Genomic DNA, 15285 nt, shown 5'->3' with positions numbered 1-15285 from the left:
TCTGCCGCGTCGCGAGTAAAGCGCCTTTCGACCCCGGACTTGGCGAACCGACAAGCCTTCCCTAATATGCGGTTCATCCTTCTTGGGGTATTGGCGTAACTTCGCGCTCGAACATGCGAAACGCAATGGACGGTAACGATACATCGATGACTTATTCCGAACGGCTGCGGCGAGAGACCGGCGGCTTCTTCCTCAAGCTGCGCGAAGTGTGGAGCGAACACCGCCTGTTGCGGTGGTTCGTCTATCTCGTCCTCGCTGGCATTCTCGCGCTGACGATCATCTGGATCCTCGTCGCGCGCAATCTGCCCGATGCCCGAATGCTCGTGAACTACCAGCCCGCGCTGCCCAGCGTCGTGCGCGGCGTGGACGGCGAGATCGTTCACAGCTTCGAGCGAGAGCGGCGCGTCCAGCTGCAATATGACGATTTCCCGGAGCCTTTGATCGAGGCTTATCTGTCGGCCGAAGACAAGACCTTCTTCAGCCATGGCGGGGTCGACCTGCCCGGTACGATCAATGCGGTCATCGACTATGCCACCAAGTTCGGTTCGGGCGAACGCGCGGTCGGCGGCTCGACCATCACGCAGCAGGTCGCCAAGAACGTCCTTCTCTCCAACGAATATTCGGTCACGCGAAAACTGAAGGAAATGGTGCTCGCGCGCGAGATCGAGGACGTCCTGACCAAGCAGCAGATCCTCGAACTCTATCTCAACGAAATTCCGCTCGGTCGCCGCAGTTTCGGCGTTCAGGCCGCTGCCCGTGCCTATTTCGACAAGGACGTCGATCAGCTCGACCTGCATGAAATGGCGTTTCTGGCAATCCTGCCCAAGGCGCCCGAACGCTATGGCCGGGCGGCCAATGCCGAACTCGCGATGGAACGGCGCAACTTCGTCCTCGGGCAAATGGCTGAGAACGACTTCATCACCGAAGCGGAGGCGCGCGCTGCCCAGGCGCAGCCGCTCGGCCTGCAGCGGCAGCAGCCGGGGGCGCGCAGCGCAGACGCCGGCTATTTCTTCGAGTCGGTGCGCCGCGAACTCATCGACCGGTTCGGCGAGAACGCGGAAGACGGCGACAACAGCGTCTATGCCGGCGGATTGTGGATACGCACGTCGCTCGACACAGAGTTGCAGAATGCGGCGCGCGATGCGCTTCGCGCAGGATTGCTGCGTTATCACGGCAATCGCGGCTGGACCGGGCCGATCGCAACGCTCAACGTCGACGAGGGCAACCTTTCGGGTCAGTTGGCGAGTTCCAACCTCGGCATCAATTACGAGGACTGGCGCGTCGGCGTCGTCACCGAGCGCAGTGGTTCGCGAGCGACGATTGCCTTCGCAAACGGCGACACTTCGCCGCTAAGCGGGCTGCCCGACAATCTGAAGACGGGCGACGTCATCGCCGCTTCGCCGTCGGGAAGCGGCTATCGCGTGCGCACCGTTCCGGAGATCAGTGGCGGCTTCGTCGCTGAGCAACCATTTACCGGGCGCATCCTTGCCATGCAGGGCGGGTTCGACAGCCGCCTCGGCGATTTCAATCGCGCGACGCAAGCGGATCGTCAGCCGGGTTCGACGATCAAGCCCTTTGTCTATGCGACGGGCCTCGAGAACGGGTTCACTCCTGCGAGCGAAGTCCCCGACCAGACCTATTGCTATTATCAGGGCGCCGGACTGGGCGAGAAATGCTTCCGCAACTTCAGCGGCCGCGGCGGCGGGGTCCACACGATGCGCTGGGGTCTCGAACAGTCACGCAACCTGATGACCATCCACATAGCGATGGAAGCCGGGATGGAAAACGTCGTCAAGACGATCGACCGCGTGGGTATCGGCGATTACGAACCCTATCCCGCCTTTGCGCTCGGCGCGGGCGAAACGACGGTCGAGAAAATGGTCTCGGCCTATTCCGCGCTTGCCAATCAGGGGCGGCAGATGCCCGCGACGACGATCGATTTCGTCCAGGATCGCACCGGCAAGGTGATCTGGCGAGCCGACCGCCGCGCGTGCAACAATTGCAACATGGCCGAGTGGGACGGCAATCCGATGCCCCGCTTCGCCGCGGGCGGGCGACAGGTCCTCGATCCGGGCACGGCGTTCCAGACTGTTCACATGCTCGAAGGCGTCGTCGAACGCGGTACGGCGACCGTCCTGCGCGATCTCGACATGCCGCTGTTCGGCAAGACCGGCACGACCAACGGTCCGACCAATGTCTGGTTCGTCGGTGGTTCGCCCGACGTCGTCGCCGGGGTCTATCTCGGCTTCGATCAGCCGCGCAACATGGGCGGCTATGCCCAGGGCGGAACGCTGGCCGCGCCGATCGTGAAGCAATTCATCTCCGATACGCGTGAGAAGTGGAGCGGTTCGCCCTTCGTCGCACCCGAAGGCATCCGGATGGTTCGCGTGAACCGCCTCTCCGGCAAGCGGGTCTTCGAGGGATGGCCGACCGACGAGCCGAAGCCTGCGGTCATCTGGGAGGCCTTCAAGGCCGATACCGAACCGCCCATCGCAACGCGGCAGGATGCCATTGCCGCGAAGCGCGAGGAGGTTCTCGACCTCATACGCCGTGCGCGGATCGGCGCGACGCGTTCGCGACAAAGCGTCGCGGCGGAGGAACCCGTCGACTTCGTGGAAGAGCAGGGCGGCATCTACTAGCACGCCGCTTTACAATCGCGCGAGGCGAGGTAATCGCTGCCGGACAAGCCATGCAAAGCCGTGCGGCAGCGACACGCCGCGCGCAGATGAGGATTTTTCGTATGCGTGCCGAAGGGCAAGCTCATATCGACCGGATCGAAGCGGCACTCTCGCTCGTGCGGCAATCGCTCGACTGGGACCGGGCGCTGCGCGAACTCGACGAGCTCAATGCGCGCGTCGAAGACCCAACGCTGTGGGACGATCCGAAGCAGGCGCAGACCATCATGCGCGAGCAGAAGCGGCTGGAAAGCGCCGTCAACACCGTTCGGCAGATTTCGAACGAGATGAACGACGCGGTCGAATTCATCGAGATGGGCGAAGCCGAGGGCGACGAGGAGATCGTCGACGAGGGTCTCGCAAGCCTCGAGAAACTGGCCGAGCGCGCCGACGCCGACAAGGTGCAGGCATTGCTCGCGGGCGAGGCGGACGCCAACGATACCTATGTCGAGATCCACGCCGGGGCTGGCGGCACGGAAAGCCAGGACTGGGCGGAAATGCTCTTCCGCATGTATGCGCGCTGGGCCGAGAAGCGCGGTTTCAAGGTCGAGACGGTCGAATATCAGGCAGGCGATCAGGCCGGCATCAAGAGCGCGACCTTGCTGGTGAAGGGCGAGAACGCCTACGGCTATGCGAAGACCGAAAGCGGCGTTCATCGCCTCGTCCGGATCAGCCCTTACGACAGTTCGGCACGTCGCCACACCTCCTTCAGTTCGGTCTGGGTCTATCCGGTAATCGACGACGACATCGACATCGAAATCAACGAAAGCGATCTCAAGATCGACACCTACCGCGCCAGCGGTGCGGGCGGTCAGCACGTGAACACGACCGATTCAGCCGTTCGCATCACCCACCAGCCGACCGGCATCGTCGTCGCGAGCCAGAACGATCGCAGCCAGCACAAGAACCGCGCGACTGCGATGAACATGCTGAAGGCGCGGCTCTTCGAACGGGAGATGGCGGAGCGCGAAGCGGCGGCTTCCGGCGAATATGCCGAAAAGACGGAGATCGGCTGGGGACACCAGATCCGCTCTTATGTCCTGCAGCCCTATCAAATGGTGAAGGATCTGCGCACCGGGACGACGTCGAGTTCGCCGGACGATGTGCTGGACGGTGCCTTGGACCCGTTCATCTCGGCGGCGCTCGCGCAGCGGGTGACCGGCGAAACGGTCGAAGTCGAGGATGTCGAGTAGGCCGCGAAGAATGAACCGCTTATCCGTCCTCTGCCTGGTCCTCGGTCTGGGGCTCGTCACGGGTTGCGAGCGCGTGGGCGAGCAGGGCGATCGACCCGAAACGGCGCTCGCCTTTCCGTTGCCCGACCGCCCCGTTTCCAATCTCGGGGCCAACCGCTTTTCCACCGAAACGGCCCGCGACAGCGTGAACGAGGCGCAGAAGGTCATGGACCTTGCCGCCATCAGCGAGGGCATGACGGTCGCCGATATCGGTGCGGGCGAGGGGTATTACACCGTTCGCCTCGCCGAGCGGGTGGGGGAAAGCGGGCGGGTGCTCGCCCAGGATATTGATCGCAACGCATTGTCGGCTCTCGGCGAACGGGTCAGCCGCGAGCGTTTGGACAATGTTTCGATCAAGCCGGGAGCGCCGGACGATCCGCGCCTTCCCGAGAACAGTTTCGATCGCATCTTCCTCGTGCACATGTATCACGAGGTGGCTGAACCCTACGCCTTCCTCTGGCGGCTGTGGCCGGCTCTGCGCGAAGGGGGGCAGGTCATCGTGGTCGATGTCGACCGCCCGACCGATCAGCACGGGATAGACCCGCTCCTCTTGTCCTGCGAGTTTCGCGAGGTCGGCTTCGAACTCGTCCAGTTCCGTGACGAGCCGGAACTGGCGGGGTACTATGCAAAATTCGAGAGGGCGGCTAAGAGGGCTGCTCCCGCCGACATCCAGCCTTGTCGCGGATCGTCGAACGATACCAATCGCGCCGCCTCGTAGCAGCGCCCATAACCGGCAGAAATCATGGCATTCAAAGGGTTGAGCCCGATCAATTACGGCGGCAAGGAAGTGTGGCCGCTCATCGAAGGTGGTAAGGGCGTTTCCGCGACCAACCACGCCAGTTCGGGCGCCTGGGCCGCGGCCGGCGGGATCGGCACGGTCAGCGCGGTCAATGCGGACAGCACCGACGAAGACGGCGAGATCATCGAACAGGTCTATCCGCAACGGACGCGCAAGGAACGGCACGAACAGCTTATTCGCTATGCCATCGACGGCGGTATCGAGCAGGTGCGCAAGGCGCATGATATCGCAGGCGGGAACGGCGCCCTGAATATCAATGTCCTGTGGGAAATGGGCGGCGCACAGCCAGTTCTCGAAGGGATCCTCGAAGAGGTCGGCGATCTCGTCGACGGCGTGACGTGCGGGGCCGGGATGCCCTACAAACTTGCCGAGATCGCTGCCCGGCACAAAGTTCACTATCTGCCGATCATTTCCTCGGCGCGGGCGTTCCGCGCCTTGTGGAAGCGCAGTTACTCCAAGGTTCCCGAGCTGATGGCCGCGGTAGTCTATGAGGATCCCTGGCTGGCTGGCGGGCATAACGGTCTGAGCAATGCCGAAAACCCGAAGGAACCGCAGGACCCTTTCCCCCGGGTCAAGGCCTTGCGCGAAACCATGCGGGCCGAAGGCGTTAGCGAGGATTGCGCGATCGTCATGGCGGGCGGCGTTTGGTTCCTGCGCGACTGGGACCACTGGATCGACAATCCCGACATCGGCAAGATCGCCTTTCAATTCGGCACGCGGCCCCTGCTCACGCATGAAAGCCCCATTCCGCAGGAGTGGAAGGACGAATTACGTAACCTCGATGAAGGCGACATCCTGCTGCACCAGTTCTCGCCCACCGGGTTCTATTCCTCGGCGGTAAAGAACGACTTCCTCTACGATCTCATCCATCGATCCGAGCGGCAAATACCGTTCATCAGGCATGAGGATGAGGATCATAGCTGCTCGCTCGACGTCGGCGTAAAGGGCAAGAACTTCTGGGTCAGGCCGGAAGACCGCGAAAAGGCGCAGAAATGGCACGAGGCGGGATTTGTCGAGGCGTTGAAGACGCCGGACGACACCCTCGTCTTCGTCACCCCTGAAAGCCGCGCGACCATCCGCACGGACCAGGCGGATTGCATGGGTTGCCTGTCGCATTGCCAGTTTTCGAGCTGGAAGGACCACGACGACTATACGACTGGCCGGCTGGCCGATCCGCGCAGCTTCTGCATCCAGAAGACATTGCAGGACATCGCGCATGGCGGAAGCACGGACGACAATCTGATGTTTGCCGGCCACGCCGCCTTCATGTTCAAGAAGGACCCGTTCTACTCGAACAATTTCACCCCGTCCGTGAAGGAACTGGTCGACCGCATCCTGACCGGCGACTAAGGCGGTGCGGATCGGGAGGGCCGATCTCCACGATGCCGATGTGCGCGCGCTCATAACCGAGCATTAGCGGCGCATGTACGAAAGCTCTCCGCCCGGTACGTCCTTCGCGCTTGATCTCGACGGGTTGCGGCGGCCAGAGATCACCGTGATCGAAGCGCGCGAGGGCAGAGAACTGCTCGGCGTCGCAGCGCTCAAGGCGCTGTCCAAAATGGCGGGTGAGATCAAATCGATGCGCACTGCGGACGGCGCGCTGCGCAAAGGCGTGGGGCAGGCGTTGCTCGATGCATTGTGCGAGATTGGTCGCGGTCGCGGCTACACACAGCTGATGCTCGAAACGGGGCAAGGCGAAGTCTTCGAAGCTGCCAATGCGCTCTACCTCAAGAACGGTTTCATGCGGCGCGAAGCGTTCGGCAATTACCGTGAAACCGACTTCAACATCTTCTACGGAAAAAGCTTGTAGCCGCCGGTCAGCGCCACAACTGCATCGAGCGGATGGCGTCGGGCATTTCCGCGTCGGTGTCGGGGCGCGAGAGGGTCCGCTCGACAATGCGCCAGCTGCGCTTGAACCGGCTGCGCTGCCACAGGTCGGTGATCCAGGTCTCGCCCGACCATTCGTGCATTCCGATCGTCGCGTCGAGCGTCATGCGCGTCGCGAAAACCGCGGTGGAGCCGTGCCGCCGCACATATACTTCGTCGAACCGGTAGCCGTTGCAGCGAAACCGCGTGGTCGCTGCTTCGAGCCAGCTCGCCCGGTCGAGAATGGCAGCACTGCTTGATGCCAGAAGAAAGATGAAATCGCGGGCGGCCAGCTGCTTCATCAGGTTGCGGTCGCGCTGCATCCAGGCACGCATCCAGCGGTGTTCGAGCGTTTCGATCTTCGCGGCGAGTTCGTTCATGCGGGCAAGCGATACAGGCAGCCGCGCAAACCGCAAGATAGCTTGCGAAAGGCGAAAGCCCCTTCAGTCGAGGTTCGGAAGTACCTGGTCGGGCGGACGATGGCCGTCCATCCAGAAGCGGATATTGGCGATCACTCGTTCGCCGGATGCTTCGCGGCCTTCTACCGTCGCGCTGCCGATATGGGGCAGGGTCATGACGTTGGGATGCGCGATGAGGCGCGGATCGACCTTTGGCTCGTCGGGATAGACGTCGAGTCCCGCGCCGACGAGATGCCCGCTTTCCAAAGCATCGATCAAGGCCTCCTGGTCGATCAGTTCGCCGCGCGCCGTATTGATGAGCGCCGCGCCCTTGCGCATCAGACCGAGGCGCCGCCGGTCGAGCAATCCGACGGTTTCGGGCGTGGCGGGACAATGCAGCGTCAGGATGTCGGAACTCGCGACGAGGTCGTCGAGCGAGGGAATGAACTGGGCCGACAGCATCCGCTCTGCCGCTTCGGGCAGGCGCTTGCGGTTGTGATAGGCGATATCGAGTCCGAATGCCCGCGCACGGTGCGCGACCGCCTGGCCAATCCGGCCCATGCCGACGATGCCCAGAATTTTCCCGCCGAGCTTGCGGCCGAGCATGGCCGACGGAGCCCAGCCGCTCCAGTCGCCGTGCCGGACAAGGGCGACGCCTTCGCGCACGCGTCGAGGCACGCCGATGATGAGGGCCATCGTCAGGTCCGCCGTATCGTCGGTAAAGACGCCCGGCGTATTGGTGACGATGATGTCGCGCTTGCGCGCCGCCGCCAGATCGATGTGGTCCGTGCCTGCGCCATAATTCGCGATCAGCTTCAGCCGGTCGCCCGCATCTGCAATGAGCTCGGCATCGATCGTGTCGGTAACGGTCGGGACCAGCACGTCGCAACGTTGAACCAGATCGAACAATTCGTCGCGTGACAGAGGGTGATCGTCCTCGTTCGTTACGACATCGAACAATTCGCTCATGCGTGCTTCGACGGCAGGCATCAGATGGCGCGTCACGCCGACGCAGGGGACGCTTCGCTTGGTGTCGTTGAAGTCGGACATTCGCCACTTGCTAGGGCGTATTGCAGCGCCAGACAAGCAAGCAGACGTATCGAGCGCTACGAAGGGTTTACCGCTCTCCGTCGCTCCGTTTATCAGCGCGTTGACGCACGTCGACGGACGCGAATCAAATTATAGGGACTCACCGAACGCGATGATCGAGCCGCTCCGCTTATTGAAATTGCTCGTCGCGGCGATTTTGAGCTTCGTCCTGCTGAGCGAAGGGGAAGCGTGGGCGCAGGAACGCGAGGTTCCCTACTGGGCGAGCATCCGCGAATCGGCGACCCGCCTCAATATGCGGGTAGGGCCAAGCCTCGAATTCAAGATAGCCTGGGTCTATCAGCGTCCCGGCCTCCCGGTGAAGGTCGTGCGGCTGAAGGATGGCTGGCGGCTCGTGGAAGACCCAGACGGAACGAAAGGCTGGGTTCGCGCCAGCCTGCTTTCCACGAACCTGTCGGTCTATGTCCATGGAGAGGGTCTAGCCGACATGCACGAGGATCCCGAATTCGCTTCGGCGGTTCGGTGGAGGCTCGAACCCGGCGTGGTCGGATCGCTCGTTCGCTGCGAAGATGGCTGGTGCCGCATCGCCGTCGGCGAGCGGCGCGGCTGGGTCCGGCAGGACCGGTTATGGGGCGCAGGCGCGGCGTAATCTACGCAGGGCGTTGAACTAGTCGAGCTGACGCACGACCGTGCCGGTATCCGCTCCCGTCGAGTCGATGGCGCGCCAGCTTCCGTCCGGCCCAACTTCGCTGCCGGTCATGCATCGTTCGGTCGCCGGTCCGTCTGCATCGAGACAAATCCCTTCGCCGTCGCTGCGCCAGCTTCCGCGTTCGAGTTCTTCGCCACCCGGCGTCGTGTCCCGATAGGTTCCGTCGGGACTGAGAACCTGCAAGACCACCGAGCCGTCGCCGCTGGTCAGTTCATACGTTCCGGCAAGCCCCGCCGTGCCGTCATCCAGCGCAACGTCATCCTCGACGGCGAGAACCTCGTCGGCAACAGCCGCCTCTTCGCTGGATGTGCCGCAAGCGGCAGTGACAAGAAGCACCGGGCCGAGGATTACACAACGCATCGTATCGTTCCCCTGTGCTGGACCGGCCGTACGTTTATCGGGCGACCGGTCGCCTTGGCAATATCAGAGCATTTCTACGGCAACTGCGGTTGCCTCGCCCCCACCGATGCACAGGCTGGCAACGCCCTTCTTCTTACCCTGTTGCTTCAGGGCGTTGAGCAGCGTCACGATGATGCGCGTACCGCTCGCTCCGATCGGATGACCGAGCGCCGTGCCGCCGCCATTCACGTTGATCCGGTCATGCGGGATGCCGATATCGCGCATGGCGAACATGGCCACGCAAGCGAAAGCTTCGTTCACTTCCCAAAGGTCGACCTCGTCCTTTGACCAGCCGGCCTTTTCCAGAACCTTTTCGATGGCACCGATCGGGGCAGTGGTGAACTTGGCCGGTTCGTGCGCATGCGCGGCGAGCGCGACGATACGTGCGATCGGCTGCTGTCCGCGCTCCTTCGCGACACTTTCGCGCGTGAGGACGACGGCAGCCGCCCCGTCGGAGATCGAACTGGACGTCGCCGCGGTGATGGTGCCGTCCTTGGCAAAGGCGGGACGCAGTTGCGGTATCTTATCGGGCTTGCCCTTTCCGGGTGCCTCGTCCTTGTCCACCGTAACGTCGCCGCCGCGCGTGCTCATGGTGACGGCGACAACCTCTTCATCGAACGCGCCGTTCTCGATCGCGGCATTTGCGCGCCGCAGCGACTCGATGGAATATTCATCCATTTCCTCGCGGGTCATCTGGTATTCGTTGGCCGTTTCCTGCGCGAAGGTGCCCATCGCGCGACCTTCTTCATAGGCATCCTCGAGACCGTCGAGGAACATGTGATCGTAAGCGGTATCATGGCCGATCCGCGCACCCGACCGATGCTTCTTGAGAAGGTAGGGCGCATTGGTCATGCTCTCCATGCCGCCCGCCACGACGCAATCGACGGAGCCGGAAGCCAGCGCCTCGCTCCCCATGATGACGGTCTGCATGCCCGAGCCGCAGACCTTGTTGACGGTGGTCGCCTCGACCGATTTGGGCAGGCCGGCCTTGATCGCAGCCTGGCGGGCGGGCGCCTGGCCCAGTCCGGCGGGCAGGACGCAGCCCATGTAGCAGCGGTCGATTTCCTCGCCGCCGACCCCCGCGCGCTCGACAGCGGACTTGACGGCCGTCGCACCGAGATCGGTAGCCGATGCATCGGAAAGGGCGCCCTGCATCGCACCCATCGGCGTGCGAGCATAGGAAAGAATTACGACGGGATCGTTGGCGGAAAATTGCGACATGATCGAGCACTCGCTTCGTTGGTTGGACCTATGGGCTTTCCATCTATGGCGATAAGGAGCGCAACGCAAATCGAATGGCGACGGCGAAGAGGCGCCGCGCTTGCTTCGCCTATGAGGACGACATAGGTGGGCGGGACAAGATCAGCGAAGGAGAGAGCGATGGCGGACGAAAACAGGCAGGACTTGCACGGCACTCTAAACCGGCAGCGCGAGGATTTTACCCGGTCGCGGCCCGAAAAGCTTTCCAAGCGCAAGGACCGTATCGAGCGTGCTATCGCCCTTCTGAAAGAGAATGGCAATGCGCTGTGCAAGGCGATGAGCGCGGATTTCGGCAATCGCAGTCCGCGGCAATCCATGATGACCGACATCGCCGGGACGGTTGGCTTCGGCAAATACTGCCTCAAGAACCTCGACGACTGGGCTAAGCCCGACAAGCGCAAGGTGCAGTTTCCGCTCGCGCTGTTGGGCGCGAAGGCCGAGGTGCGCTACGAGCCCAAGGGCGTCATCGGCATCCTCAGCCCGTGGAATTTCCCGGTAAACCTGTCTTTCGGTCCGCTGATGCAGGTTCTTGCCGCCGGCAACCGCGCCATGATCAAGCCCAGTGAATTCACGCAGGAGACAAGCGAACTCTCGCGCGAACTCGCGGCGAAGTATTTTGCGCCGGAGGAAGTCGCCTTCGTCACCGGCGGGCCGGAGATCGCGCAGGAATTTTCCGAACTGCCCTTCGACCATCTGGTCTTCACCGGTTCGACCGAGACGGGGCGCAAGGTGATGGAGGCCGCGGCCAAGAACCTCGTCCCGGTCACCCTCGAACTCGGCGGCAAGTCGCCCGTGATCCTTGGCAAGAATGCCAATCTCGAACGGGCGGGCGAACGGATTGCCATGGGCAAGATGATGAATGCCGGGCAGATTTGCCTCTCGCCGGACTACATGATCGTTTCGGAAGAGCAGGAAGACGCCGCCGTCGCCGCCGTCGAGCTCGGCGTGATGAACATGTATCCTACGCTGCTTGAGAACGAAGACTATACGAGCATCATTTCCGACAAGCACTTCGAGCGCCTTAAAGGACTGGTGGAGGATGCGCGCTACAAGGGCGCAGATGTCGTTGAGGTGAACCCCGCCAACGAGGATTTTTCTAGCGCCAACGCGCGCAAGATGCCGCTCACGATTCTGCGGAACGTCAATGACGACATGAAGGCGATGCAGGAGGAGATTTTCGGCCCGGTCCTGCCCGTCATGACCTACAGCTCGGTCGATGATGCGGTCGATTACGTGAACGACCATGACCGGCCGCTCGGCCTCTATTATTTCGGCGACGATTCAGCAGAGCAGCAGCGGGTTCTTTCGCGCACGGTCTCGGGCGGAACGACGGTGAACGACGTCATCTTCCACGTTTCGATGGACGATCTTCCCTTCGGCGGCATCGGACCATCGGGGATCGGCAGCTATCACGGGCCTGAAGGTTTCCGCGAATTCAGCCATGCGCGGTCCGTTTACACGCAGCCGAAGATCGACATCGCCAAGCTGGCCGGGTTCAAGCCGCCTTACGGAAAGAATACCGAAAAGGCGGCGCGCTCGGTCATGAAGTAGTCTTTCACGAGCGTCTGACCGCTAACATATCGAAGGAATGGGGGAATTGCGCAGGGTTTCGTCTGCCCGTGCCCTTGCGCGCACCGTCCGAGGAGCCTAGATGCGGGCCACCCCTTCTCACAACCGGAATCGCTCGTGGTCGATCTCTCGCAATATCTGCCTATCCTATTGTTCCTGTTCATCGCGCTGGGACTGTCGGTGGCGTTCGTGTTCCTGCCGATGGGCGTGTCTCGCCTGACAGGAGCGCATCAGCCGACCGCCGAGAAACTCAGCGAATATGAATGCGGCTTTCCGGCGTTCGAGGATTCGCGGGGCCAGTTCGACGTCCGGTTCTATCTCGTCGCGATCCTGTTCATCGTCTTCGATCTCGAAGCGGCATTTCTCTTTCCCTGGGCGGTCAGCCTCGACCTGACCGGCTGGGCCGGCTGGACCACGATGATGATCTTTCTCGCCGAACTCGCCGTAGGCCTGGCTTATGCATGGAAGGTGGGAGCGCTCGAATGGGAGTAGGAACGAACGATATGAACAGCCGGGAATATGCCGAGCTGGCGACCGCACCGACCGCGAAAGGCGGCGAAATCCGGCAGCCCGATGCGGATTACTTCAAGGCGATGCAGACCGAGGTCAACGACCAGGGGTTCCTCGTCACGACGACCGAGGACCTGTTCCAATGGGCGCGGACCGGTTCGCTCTGGTGGATGACGTTTGGCCTCGCCTGCTGTGCGGTCGAGATGATCCACGTCAATATGCCGCGCTACGACATGGAGCGGTTCGGCGTTGCGCCGCGCGCAAGTCCGCGCCAGTCGGACGTGATGATCGTGGCGGGAACGCTCTGCAACAAGATGGCCCCGGCACTGCGCAAGGTCTACGACCAGATGTCGGACCCGAAATACGTCATCAGCATGGGAAGCTGCGCCAATGGCGGCGGCTACTACCATTACAGCTACTCAGTGGTGCGCGGCTGCGACCGCATCGTGCCGGTCGACATCTACGTGCCCGGTTGCCCTCCGACCGCCGAAGCCTTGCTCTATGGCGTGATGCAGTTGCAGCGGAAGATCCGCCGCGTCGGCACGATCGCTCGGTAAGGCGGAGAGCGCTATGACAGTCCTTCATCCCGCACCGAAGATTTCGACGCTGACGAACATCCGCGAGACGCTGTCGCAGGCTATGGGCGACCACCTGCTCGAAGCGCGCGAGGAACACGGCGAATTCCTGTTTTCCGTAAAGCGAGAGGCGATCGACGACGTCCTGAGAATGTTGCGCGACGAGCATGGCTATCAGCAGCTCATGGAGATCGCCGGCGTCGACTATCCGAGCCGGGCAGAGCGGTTCGAAGTCGTCTACATGCTCCTCAGCGTAACGAAGAACCATCGCGTAATCGTGAAGGTTCAGACCGACGCGGAGACGCCGGTACCCACGGTCACCAATCTCTGGCCGAATGCGGGTTGGCTCGAACGCGAGGTGTTCGACCTATTCGGCGTGCTGTTCAGCGGCAATACCGATCTCCGCCGTATTCTGACCGATTACGGTTTCGAAGGGCATCCCTTCCGCAAGGATTTCCCGCTGACGGGATATAGCGAGTTGCGCTATTCCGAGGACGAGAAGCGGGTCGTATACGAACCCGTCGAACTGGCGCAAGAACTAAGGACTTTCGATTTTCTCAGTCCATGGGAAGGGGCGGACTACGTGCTGCCCGGCGACGAGAAGGCCGAAATGCCCCCCGTGGCCGATCCGAAAGTCACGGACAGTCCGAAGGACACCGGCGCCGGCCCCAAGACGGACGAGAAAGCGGCAAACAAGGTGAGCGAGGGCTCGCCCGCCGAAAAGGACGCTGGCGAAGATCGCACGCCTCCGCCTGCGCCGACGGAAGACCGTCCGGCGAGAGCGAAGCGCAAGGGCAAGACGACCGATACGAAGGCGGCGACCACACCTCGGAAGACCGTCGAACCGAACAAGGCAAATGTTGCTCCTGCCGATGATGCCGGAGCGAGCGGAGACAAGGCGGAATGAGCGGCCTAACCCTCGAGAAATCGCCGACCACCGGCGACGAAACGATCAGCAACTACACGATCAACTTCGGACCGCAGCATCCCGCAGCGCACGGCGTGTTGCGCATGGTGATGGAACTCGACGGCGAGATCATCGAACGGATCGATCCGCATGTCGGCCTCCTGCATCGCGGGACCGAGAAGCTGATAGAGCACAAGACCTATCTGCAGGCGCTGCCCTATTTTGACCGGCTCGACTATTGCTCGCCGCTTTGCATGGAGCACTCCTACGTGCTCGCCATCGAGAAGCTGCTGAACATCGAAGTGCCGGAGCGGGCGCAATACCTTCGCGTGCTGTTCGCGGAACTGACTCGCATCTGCAACCACATGCTCAATATCGGGGCGCATGTCATGGATGTGGGCGCGATGACGCCCAACCTCTGGGTGTTCGAGCTGCGCGAAGACTGCATGAACTTCTTCGAGCGGGCGAGCGGCGCGCGAATGCACAGCGCATGGTTCCGGCCCGGCGGGGTTCATCAGGACGTGCCGCTGAAATTGCTCACCGATATTGGCGATTGGGTGGATACGCGCCTGCCGGAACTGTTCGGCGATGCGATGAGCCTCGTCACCGACAATCGCATCTTCAAGCAGCGTAACGTCGATATCGGCGTGGTGTCGAAGGAAGACGCGCTTGCGTGGGGCTTCTCTGGCCCAATGATCCGCGCTGCCGGCATCCCATGGGACTTGCGAAAGAGCCAGCCTTACGACGTTTACGACCGGATGGAGTTCGACATCCCGGTGGGGACCAATTCCGATTGCTACGACCGGTTCATGGTGCGCGTGAAGGAAGTTTACGAAAGCGCGAAGATCATCAAGCAATGTCTGGCGGAAATGCCGGAAGGCCCGATCGCCAGCGACGACCGCAAGGTTTCTCCGCCCAAGCGGGGCGAGATGAAGCAGTCGATGGAAGCGCTGATCCATCACTTCAAGCTCTATACGGAAGGTTTTCACGTACCCGCGGGCGAAGTGTACGTCGCGACGGAAAGTCCGAAGGGCGAGTTCGGCGTCTATCTGGTGAGCGACGGTTCCAACAAGCCCTATCGCTGCAAGATCAGACCGACGGCTTTCAGCCACCTTCAGGCGATGGATTTCATGTGCAAGGGGCACATGCTGCCCGATGCGATCCCTGTCCTGTGCGCGATCGACGTTGTGTTCGGGGAGAGCGACCGGTGAGTGACATGGTAAAGCTGGTTTTGGTCGCGGCCGTCCTAGGGTTCGCCGCAGCCGTTGTTATAAACGTTATTTCACCGGAAGTTTCCGGCGGCCTCGTGGTGGGTGCGGTCGTAGCTGCAATAGTCGGC

Annotated in this window: 15 protein-coding genes; 11 read left to right on the top strand and 4 right to left on the bottom strand. The window is 62.1% G+C overall.

The genetic code is table 11. The features are described from left to right. The first annotated feature begins 146 nt into the window (after nt 1-146). The 5 genes from GRI38_RS05155 (at nt 147) to GRI38_RS05135 (ending at nt 6516) form a co-directional block, all read left to right on the top strand. On the top strand, nt 147-2639 hold the full coding sequence (locus tag GRI38_RS05155; RefSeq protein ID WP_160681822.1) for a penicillin-binding protein 1A: 2493 nt from the start codon (nt 147-149) through the stop codon (nt 2637-2639). A gap of 101 nt (nt 2640-2740) precedes the next feature. After that, a complete protein-coding gene (gene prfB, locus GRI38_RS05150) occupies nt 2741-3868 on the top strand; it encodes a peptide chain release factor 2 (protein WP_160681821.1) in 1128 nt (375 codons plus the stop codon). Between the two features lie 10 nt (nt 3869-3878). Then, nucleotides 3879-4625 (top strand): class I SAM-dependent methyltransferase, encoded by a 747-nt coding sequence (locus tag GRI38_RS05145; protein WP_160681820.1) that lies wholly within the window; start codon nt 3879-3881, stop codon nt 4623-4625. A 24-nt stretch (nt 4626-4649) separates the two neighbouring features. Next, nucleotides 4650-6056: an NAD(P)H-dependent flavin oxidoreductase gene (locus GRI38_RS05140; protein WP_160681819.1), complete on the top strand. Its 1407-nt coding sequence runs from the start codon at nt 4650-4652 to the stop codon at nt 6054-6056. 73 nt (nt 6057-6129) lie between these two features. Further along, entirely contained in the window at nt 6130-6516 is a 387-nt protein-coding gene (locus GRI38_RS05135; protein ID WP_160681818.1) for a GNAT family N-acetyltransferase, read from the top strand. A gap of 7 nt (nt 6517-6523) precedes the next feature. On the opposite strand, the gene GRI38_RS05130 is transcribed toward GRI38_RS05135, so the two are convergent. Next, nucleotides 6524-6952 carry a nuclear transport factor 2 family protein gene (locus tag GRI38_RS05130; RefSeq protein ID WP_160681817.1) on the bottom strand — a complete coding sequence of 143 codons (429 nt, stop codon included), beginning with the start codon at nt 6950-6952 and terminating at the stop codon, nt 6524-6526. Between the two features lie 63 nt (nt 6953-7015). Beyond that, nucleotides 7016-8020: a 2-hydroxyacid dehydrogenase gene (locus GRI38_RS05125; RefSeq protein WP_160681816.1), complete on the bottom strand. Its 1005-nt coding sequence runs from the start codon at nt 8018-8020 to the stop codon at nt 7016-7018. A 151-nt stretch (nt 8021-8171) separates the two neighbouring features. Here GRI38_RS05125 and GRI38_RS05120 point away from each other — a divergent pair, with 151 nt between their 5' ends. Next, entirely contained in the window at nt 8172-8666 is a 495-nt protein-coding gene (locus GRI38_RS05120; protein ID WP_160681815.1) for an SH3 domain-containing protein, read from the top strand. An 18-nt stretch (nt 8667-8684) separates the two neighbouring features. Here the strand turns inward: GRI38_RS05120 and GRI38_RS05115 are convergent, their stop codons facing one another. Further along, the gene (locus GRI38_RS05115; RefSeq protein ID WP_160681814.1) at nt 8685-9086 is read right to left on the bottom strand and encodes a hypothetical protein; all 402 of its coding nucleotides are present in this window, start codon (nt 9084-9086) and stop codon (nt 8685-8687) included. A gap of 63 nt (nt 9087-9149) precedes the next feature. After that, the gene (locus tag GRI38_RS05110; protein ID WP_160681813.1) at nt 9150-10346 is read right to left on the bottom strand and encodes a thiolase family protein; all 1197 of its coding nucleotides are present in this window, start codon (nt 10344-10346) and stop codon (nt 9150-9152) included. A 159-nt stretch (nt 10347-10505) separates the two neighbouring features. Here GRI38_RS05110 and GRI38_RS05105 point away from each other — a divergent pair, with 159 nt between their 5' ends. The 5 genes from GRI38_RS05105 to GRI38_RS05085 all read left to right on the top strand — a co-directional run bounded on the left by GRI38_RS05105 (nt 10506) and on the right by GRI38_RS05085 (nt 15157). Next, nucleotides 10506-11936 carry a coniferyl aldehyde dehydrogenase gene (locus GRI38_RS05105; protein WP_160681812.1) on the top strand — a complete coding sequence of 477 codons (1431 nt, stop codon included), beginning with the start codon at nt 10506-10508 and terminating at the stop codon, nt 11934-11936. Nucleotides 11937-12071: 135 nt separating this feature from the next. Then, nucleotides 12072-12446, top strand: coding sequence for an NADH-quinone oxidoreductase subunit A (gene ndhC, locus GRI38_RS05100; RefSeq protein WP_160681811.1), 375 nt, complete (start codon nt 12072-12074; stop codon nt 12444-12446). An 11-nt stretch (nt 12447-12457) separates the two neighbouring features. Next, nucleotides 12458-13021, top strand: a complete 564-nt coding sequence (locus GRI38_RS05095; protein WP_160681810.1) for a NuoB/complex I 20 kDa subunit family protein — start codon at nt 12458-12460, stop codon at nt 13019-13021. A 13-nt stretch (nt 13022-13034) separates the two neighbouring features. After that, nucleotides 13035-13946 (top strand): NADH-quinone oxidoreductase subunit C, encoded by a 912-nt coding sequence (locus tag GRI38_RS05090; RefSeq protein ID WP_160681809.1) that lies wholly within the window; start codon nt 13035-13037, stop codon nt 13944-13946. Beyond that, complete coding sequence (locus tag GRI38_RS05085) at nt 13943-15157, top strand: NADH-quinone oxidoreductase subunit D (protein WP_160681808.1); 1215 nt, start codon at nt 13943-13945, stop codon at nt 15155-15157. The genes GRI38_RS05090 and GRI38_RS05085 overlap by 4 nt, the downstream gene beginning before the upstream one ends. Nucleotides 15158-15285 lie beyond the last annotated feature (128 nt).

It is taken from the genome of Parapontixanthobacter aurantiacus, from assembly GCF_009827635.1.
In the GTDB taxonomy this organism is placed as follows: domain Bacteria; phylum Pseudomonadota; class Alphaproteobacteria; order Sphingomonadales; family Sphingomonadaceae; genus Parapontixanthobacter; species Parapontixanthobacter aurantiacus.
This window is presented reverse-complemented; position numbering and strand designations above follow the sequence as displayed.

What these genes read in the sequence shown, in the direction of transcription:
- GRI38_RS05155 (WP_160681822.1), top strand. Translation starts at nt 147, where the DNA reads ATGACTTATTCCGAACGGCTGCGGCGAGAGACCGGCGGCTTCTTCCTC.
- prfB (WP_160681821.1), top strand. Translation starts at nt 2,741, where the DNA reads ATGCGTGCCGAAGGGCAAGCTCATATCGACCGGATCGAAGCGGCACTC.
- GRI38_RS05145 (WP_160681820.1), top strand. Translation starts at nt 3,879, where the DNA reads ATGAACCGCTTATCCGTCCTCTGCCTGGTCCTCGGTCTGGGGCTCGTC.
- GRI38_RS05140 (WP_160681819.1), top strand. Translation starts at nt 4,650, where the DNA reads ATGGCATTCAAAGGGTTGAGCCCGATCAATTACGGCGGCAAGGAAGTG.
- GRI38_RS05135 (WP_160681818.1), top strand. Translation starts at nt 6,130, where the DNA reads ATGTACGAAAGCTCTCCGCCCGGTACGTCCTTCGCGCTTGATCTCGAC.
- GRI38_RS05130 (WP_160681817.1), bottom strand. Translation starts at nt 6,952, where the DNA reads ATGAACGAACTCGCCGCGAAGATCGAAACGCTCGAACACCGCTGGATG.
- GRI38_RS05125 (WP_160681816.1), bottom strand. Translation starts at nt 8,020, where the DNA reads ATGTCCGACTTCAACGACACCAAGCGAAGCGTCCCCTGCGTCGGCGTG.
- GRI38_RS05120 (WP_160681815.1), top strand. Translation starts at nt 8,172, where the DNA reads ATGATCGAGCCGCTCCGCTTATTGAAATTGCTCGTCGCGGCGATTTTG.
- GRI38_RS05115 (WP_160681814.1), bottom strand. Translation starts at nt 9,086, where the DNA reads ATGCGTTGTGTAATCCTCGGCCCGGTGCTTCTTGTCACTGCCGCTTGC.
- GRI38_RS05110 (WP_160681813.1), bottom strand. Translation starts at nt 10,346, where the DNA reads ATGTCGCAATTTTCCGCCAACGATCCCGTCGTAATTCTTTCCTATGCT.
- GRI38_RS05105 (WP_160681812.1), top strand. Translation starts at nt 10,506, where the DNA reads ATGGCGGACGAAAACAGGCAGGACTTGCACGGCACTCTAAACCGGCAG.
- GRI38_RS05095 (WP_160681810.1), top strand. Translation starts at nt 12,458, where the DNA reads ATGAACAGCCGGGAATATGCCGAGCTGGCGACCGCACCGACCGCGAAA.
- GRI38_RS05090 (WP_160681809.1), top strand. Translation starts at nt 13,035, where the DNA reads ATGACAGTCCTTCATCCCGCACCGAAGATTTCGACGCTGACGAACATC.
- GRI38_RS05085 (WP_160681808.1), top strand. Translation starts at nt 13,943, where the DNA reads ATGAGCGGCCTAACCCTCGAGAAATCGCCGACCACCGGCGACGAAACG.